Source organism: Glycomyces paridis, from assembly GCF_004912155.1.
Classification (GTDB): Bacteria; Actinomycetota; Actinomycetes; order Mycobacteriales; family Micromonosporaceae; genus Glycomyces; species Glycomyces paridis.
On sequence record NZ_STGX01000008.1, the window covers coordinates 249,091 to 255,090 of the forward strand.

Sequence of the window (6,000 nt, forward strand, 5' to 3'; positions counted from 1 at the left end):
GTGCGCCGAGGTCCCGGCAGGGCTGCCGGCGGCCGGGCGGATCTCGCGTGCAGGGGTGCTAGTCACATCCCACACAACGGAAAGACGCTTTCGCCGAAGCATTGAATGCTGATACAGTTCTCTGCATAGTCATTCACAACGGAGGTTTCCAGTGACGTACCAGGTCGCCGTGGCAGGCGCCAGCGGCTACGCCGGGGGCGAGGTGCTGCGGCTGCTCGCCGACCACCCGCAGCTCGACGTCGTCGCCGCGGGCGCGCACAGCAACGCCGGTGAGTTCATCACCGCGGTCCACCCCCACCTCACCTCGTACGGCTCGCGACGATTCACCCCGACCACCCCGGAGGCCTTCGCGGGCGCCGACCTCGTGATCATGACCCTCCCGCACGGCCAGTCCGCCGCGCTCGCCGCGCAGCTCCCGGCCGACCAGAAGATCGTCGACCTCGGCGCCGACCACCGGCTCGAAGACGCCGCCGCCTGGGAGGCCTACTACCCCGGCCCCCACGCCGGGACCTGGACCTACGGCCTCCCCGAGCTGCCCGGCCAGCGCGAGAGGATCGCCGCGGCCACCCGCGTCGCCGCGACCGGCTGCTACGCCGTCGCCACCATCCTCGGCCTGCGGCCGCTCCTGGACGCCGGCATCGCCTCCCCCGAGGACGTCGTGGCCGTCGCCGCCTCCGGCACCACCGGCGCGGGCAACGCCCCCAAGAAGCACCTGCTCGCCTCCGAGGTCATGGGCTCGATGAGCGCCTACAAAGTCGGCGCCCACCAGCACGTCCCGGAGATCAAGCAGGCCTCCGGCGCCGCCACCCTCTCGATGACCCCGCTCCTGGCGCCCATGCCGCGCGGCATCATCGCCACCGTCACCGCGAAGGCGACCGCCGAGGTCACCGCCGCCGACGTGCGCGCGGCCCTCGAGAAGTCCTACGACGGCGAGACCTTCGTGCAGGTCCTGCGCGAAGGCCAGTGGCCCTCGACCGGCGTGACCTTCGGCACCAACCTCGCGCTCCTGCAGGGCACCGTCGACGTCGACTCGGGACGGATCATCGTCACCTGCGCGATCGACAACCTCGGCAAGGGCGCGGCCGCGCAGGTCGTCCAGTGCGCCAACCTCATGCTCGGCCTCCCCGAGGCCGCGGGCCTCACCGTGAACGGAGTGGCACCGTGACCATCACGACCCCCAAGGGCTTCAAGGCCTCCGGCGTCACCGCCGGACTCAAGGCCTCCGGGAGGCCCGACATGGCGCTGGTCGTCAACGAGGGCCCGCTCCAGGTCGCCGCGGGCCGGTTCACCGGCAACCGCGTCAAGGCCGCCCCGGTCAAGTGGTCGCAGCAGGTCCTGACGTACGGGCGCCTCAAGGGCGTCGTCCTCAACTCCGGCGGCGCGAACGCCTGCACCGGCGCCGAGGGCTTCCAGGACACGCACGCCACCGCCGAGAAGACCGCCGCGCTCCTCGGCTGCGGCGCCGCCGAGATCGCCGTGTGCTCCACGGGCCTCATCGGCGAGCGCCTCCCGATGGACAAGCTCCTGCCCGGCGTCGAAGCCGCCGCCGCCGCGCTCGCCTCCGACGGCGGCGAGGCCGCCGCCGCCGCGATCATGACCACCGACACCGTCGCGAAGAACGCCGTCGTCGCCAGCCCCAACGGCTGGACGCTCGGCGGCATCGCCAAGGGCGCGGGGATGCTCGCGCCCGGCCTGGCGACCATGCTCGTCGTCCTCACCACCGACGCCGTCGTGGACGCGCCGCTCGCGGACACCGCTCTGGGCACCGCCTGCCGGTACTCCTTCGACCGGCTCGACTCCGACGGCTCGATGTCCACCAACGACACCGTGCTCCTCCTCGCCTCCGGCGCCTCCGGCGTCGAGGCCGAAGCCGACGAGTTCATCTCCGCGCTCACCGCCCTGTGCAAGGACCTCGCCCACCAGCTCCTCTCGGACGCCGAAGGCTCCACCAAGGACGTCGCGATCACCGTGACCGGCGCGGGCACCGAGGACGACGCCGTCGAGGTCGCCCGGATCGTCGCCCGCGACAGCCTCGTCAAGACCGCCCTGTTCGGCTCCGACCCGAACTGGGGCCGCATCCTCGCCGCCGTCGGCACCGCCAAGGCGCCCTTCGACGCCGACCAGGTCGACGTCGCCGTCAACGGCGTGTGGATCTGCAAGGCCGGCGCCGCGGGCGAGCCGCGCGACCTCGTCGACCTCAAGGGCCGCGACGTCGCGATCGACATCGACCTCCACCACGGCGCGGCCGCCGCCACGATCTGGACCAACGACCTGTCCCACGACTACGTCCACGAGAATTCGGCGTACAGCACATGAGCTTCGCAGACAACGGTCTCGACGACCTCGCACCGAACCTGAAGTCCGCCCTCGGGAAGGCCGAGACGCTCATCGAGGCGCTCCCGTGGCTCCAGCGCTTCACCGGCTCCATCGTGGTGGTCAAGTACGGCGGCAACGCCATGATCAACCCCGAGCTCCAGGCCGCGTTCGCCGCCGACATGGTCTTCCTGCACTACGTGGGCATCAAGCCCGTCGTCGTGCACGGCGGCGGCCCGCAGATCTCCTCCATGCTCGCCAAGCTCGACATCGCCTCGGAGTTCAAGGGCGGCCTGCGGGTCACCACCCCCGAGGCCGCCGACGTGGTCCGCATGGTCCTCGTCGGCCAGGTCGGACGCCAACTGGTCGGCCTCATCAACAACCACGGCCCCTTCGCCGTCGGCATGTCCGGCGAGGACGCCCGCCTGTTCACCGCCAAGCGCCGCTGGGCGGACGTGGACGGCGAACGCGTCGACGTCGGCCGCGTCGGCGACGTCGCCTCCGTCAACACCGCCGCCGTGGACGACCTCATCGCCGCCGGACGCATCCCCGTCGTGTCCACCGTGGCCCTCGACCACGACGGCATCCTCTACAACCTCAACGCCGACACCGCCGCCGCCGCGCTGGCCGAGGCCCTCGGCGCGCAGAAGCTCATCGTCCTCACCGACGTCGAGGGGCTCTACGAGAACTGGCCGGACAAGGACTCGCTGCTGCGGCAGGTCTCCACCGACCGGCTCGCCGAGATGCTGCCCTCCCTCCAGGCGGGCATGGTCCCGAAGATGGAGGCCTGCCTGCGGGCGGTCAAGGGCGGCGTCCCCCAGGCCCACGTCATCGACGGGCGCGTTCCCCACTCGACCCTCCTGGAGGTCTTCACCTCCGAAGGGGTCGGCACCATGGTCCAGGAGGCGAAGTGACCTATTCGGAGCAGATCAAGGCCCGGTACGAGGCCGCCCTCATGGGCAACTACGGGCTGCCGCCCGTGGCGATCCGCGAGGGCAGCGGCAGCACCGTGACCGACGTGGACGGCAACGCCTACCTCGACATGATCGGCGGCATCGCCGTCTCCAGCCTCGGCCACAGCCACCCCGCGCTCGTGGAGGCCGTCAGCGGCCAGGCCGCGCGCCTCGCCCACACCTCGAACCTCTTCCTGCACGAGAAGGAGGTCGAACTCGCCGAGAAGCTCCTGGACCTGTGGGGCAACCCCGGCAAGGTGTTCCTGTGCAACTCCGGCACCGAGGCGAACGAGGCCGCGCTCAAACTCGCGCTCCTCCACGGCAAAGCCCTGGGCCGCACCCGCATCGTCGCCACCGAGAACGGCTTCCACGGCCGCTCCCTCGGCGCCCTGTCGATCACCGGCAAGGCCGCGATCCGCGAACCGTTCGAGCCGCTCGGCCGCGACGTCGTGTTCGTGCCCTACGGCGACCCCGACGCGCTCAAGGCCGCCGTCGACGACACCGTCGCCGCGGTCTTCCTCGAACCCACCCAAGGCGAGACCGGCGTCGTCACCGCCCCCGAGGGCTACCTCAAGACCGCCCGCGAACTCACCAGCGCGCACGGCGCGCTCCTGGTCCTCGACGAGATCCAGTCCGGGTTCGGACGGACCGGCGCCTGGTTCGCCCACCACGCCGAAGGCATCGCCCCCGACGTCGTGACCCTCGCCAAGGGCCTCGGCGGCGGCGTCCCCATCGGCGCCGTCCTCGCCCTCGACCCCGCCGCCGCCCTGTTCACCAAGGGCGTCCACGGCTCCACCTTCGGCGGCAACCCGATCGCGTGCGCCGCCTCCCTCGCCGTCATCGACACCATCGAACGCGAGCACCTCTTCGCGAACGTCCTCGACCTCGGCGAGCACCTCGACGCCCGCCTCCTCGGCGACCCCCGCGTCACCGAGATCCGCGGCCAGGCCCTGTGGCGCGGCATCAACCTCGCCGAGCCCGTCGCCGCCGAGACCGTCGCCCACCTCATCGGCCTCGGCGTGCTCGCCAACGCCCCCCGGCCCGACACCATCCGCATCGCCCCGCCCCTGACCATCACCCGGGCCGAGATCGACGTCTTCTGCGACAAGCTCGTCGAAGCCCTCGACGCCGTCAGCCCCGCCCCCGGAGGCCGACCGTGACCTTCAAGCACTTCCTCAAGGACGACGACCTCACGCCCGCCGAGCAGGCCGAGGTCCTCGCGCTCGCCGCGACCCTCAAACGCGACCGCCGCACCGTCCCCGCGGGCGTCGCCGACCTGACCGCCAAATCCGTCGCCGTGATCTTCGAGAAGCCCTCCACCCGGACCCGGCTCTCCTTCGACATCGCCGTCCGCGAACTCGGCGGCCACCCGCTCGTCCTGGACTCCCAGTCCACCCAGCTCGGCCGCGGCGAGACCATCGCCGACACCGCCCGCGTCCTCTCCCGCTACGTCGACGCGATCGTCATCCGCACCTTCGGCGACGACCGCATCGCCGAACTCGCCGAGCACGCCACCGTCCCGGTCGTCAACGCGCTCACCGACGGCTGGCACCCCTGCCAGCTCCTCGCCGACCTCCAGACCATCGCCGAGCACAAGCCGCTCAAGGGCGCCAGCATCGCCTACCTCGGCGACGCCGCCTTCAACATGGGCAACTCCACCGTCATCGCCTGCTCCATGGCCGGGATGCACGTGCGCATCGGCGCCCCCGAGGGCTACCAGCCCGCCGAAGCGATCCTCGAACGCGCCGCCCAGATCAACGCCGCCACCGGCGGCTCGGTCACCGTCACCGCCGACCCCGTCGAAGCCGTCGCCGGCGCCGACGTCGTCTCCACCGACGCCTGGGTCTCCATGGGCCAGGCCGACAGCGCCAAACGCTTCGGCGACCTCCACCGCCACCAGCTCAACGAGGAACTCCTCGCCCACGCCGCCGACGACGCCATCGTCCTCCACTGCCTCCCCGCCCACCGCGGCGAGGAGATCACCGACGGCGTCATGGACGGCCCCCACTCGCGCGTCTTCGACCAGGCCGAGAACCGCCTCCACGCCCAAAAGGCCCTCCTCGCCTGGCTCAACGCGGAGCGCCGCCGATGAACCCCTCGCCGCAGCGGAGCGGACGCCGATGAACCAGCCGACCACCAAGGCCGCCAGGCAGGCCCGCATCGTCGAGCACATCTCCTCGAACGCCATCCGCTCCCAGACCGAGCTCGCCGCGCTCCTCGCCGCCGACGGCATCGACGCCACCCAGGCCACGCTCTCGCGCGACCTCGAAGAACTCGGCGCCGTCAAAGTCCGCGGCACCGACGGCGGCGGCGCCGTCTACTCGATCTTCCCCGAAGGCGAACGGCCCCTGCGCGACGCCGAGGCCGCACCCGACCGCCTCCAGCGGCTCCTGCGCGAACTCCTCGTCGGCGCCGACCACTCCGCCAACATGGCCGTCCTCCGCGTCCCGCCCGGCGCGGCCCAGTACCTCGCCAGCGCCATCGACCGCTCCGGACTGTCCGAAGTGATCGGCACCATCGCCGGAGACGACACCATCGCGGTCATCGCCCGCGACGGCGTCACCGGCGCCGAGGTCGCCGACCGGATGCTCCACTGGGCGGGCAAGGCGCCGGACCCCTTCACGACCACCCGACCCGTTGTGAACCCAGCCGAGGAGAACCAGCAGTGACCGAGCAAGCAGCGCCCGCCCGCTACGGCGGCCCCGAGACCCCCGCCGCCCCGCGCGTGAACGCC

Annotated in this window: 6 protein-coding genes; all 6 read left to right on the forward strand. The window is 72.0% G+C overall.

All coding sequences use genetic code 11. The features are described from left to right. The first annotated feature begins 151 nt into the window (after positions 1–151). The 6 genes from argC to E9998_RS12915 are packed head-to-tail and all read left to right on the forward strand — an operon-like array spanning position 152 to position 5,935. The gene (gene argC / locus E9998_RS12890; protein WP_136530095.1) at positions 152–1,165 is read left to right on the forward strand and encodes an N-acetyl-gamma-glutamyl-phosphate reductase; all 1,014 of its coding nucleotides are present in this window, start codon (positions 152–154) and stop codon (positions 1,163–1,165) included. Beyond that, on the forward strand, positions 1,162–2,316 hold the full coding sequence (gene argJ / locus E9998_RS12895) for a bifunctional glutamate N-acetyltransferase/amino-acid acetyltransferase ArgJ (RefSeq protein WP_136530096.1): 1,155 nt from the start codon (positions 1,162–1,164) through the stop codon (positions 2,314–2,316). The genes argC and argJ overlap by 4 nt, the downstream gene beginning before the upstream one ends. Further along, a complete protein-coding gene (gene argB / locus E9998_RS12900; RefSeq protein WP_136530097.1) occupies positions 2,313–3,227 on the forward strand; it encodes an acetylglutamate kinase in 915 nt (304 codons plus the stop codon). The genes argJ and argB overlap by 4 nt, the downstream gene beginning before the upstream one ends. Next, entirely contained in the window at positions 3,224–4,426 is a 1,203-nt protein-coding gene (locus E9998_RS12905) for an acetylornithine transaminase (protein WP_136530098.1), read from the forward strand. Before argB ends, E9998_RS12905 begins: the two co-directional genes overlap by 4 nt. Continuing rightward, a complete protein-coding gene (gene argF / locus E9998_RS12910; RefSeq protein WP_136530099.1) occupies positions 4,423–5,358 on the forward strand; it encodes an ornithine carbamoyltransferase in 936 nt (311 codons plus the stop codon). Before E9998_RS12905 ends, argF begins: the two co-directional genes overlap by 4 nt. Before the next feature lie 28 nt (positions 5,359–5,386). Continuing rightward, the gene (locus tag E9998_RS12915; RefSeq protein ID WP_136530100.1) at positions 5,387–5,935 is read left to right on the forward strand and encodes an arginine repressor; all 549 of its coding nucleotides are present in this window, start codon (positions 5,387–5,389) and stop codon (positions 5,933–5,935) included. Positions 5,936–6,000 lie beyond the last annotated feature (65 nt).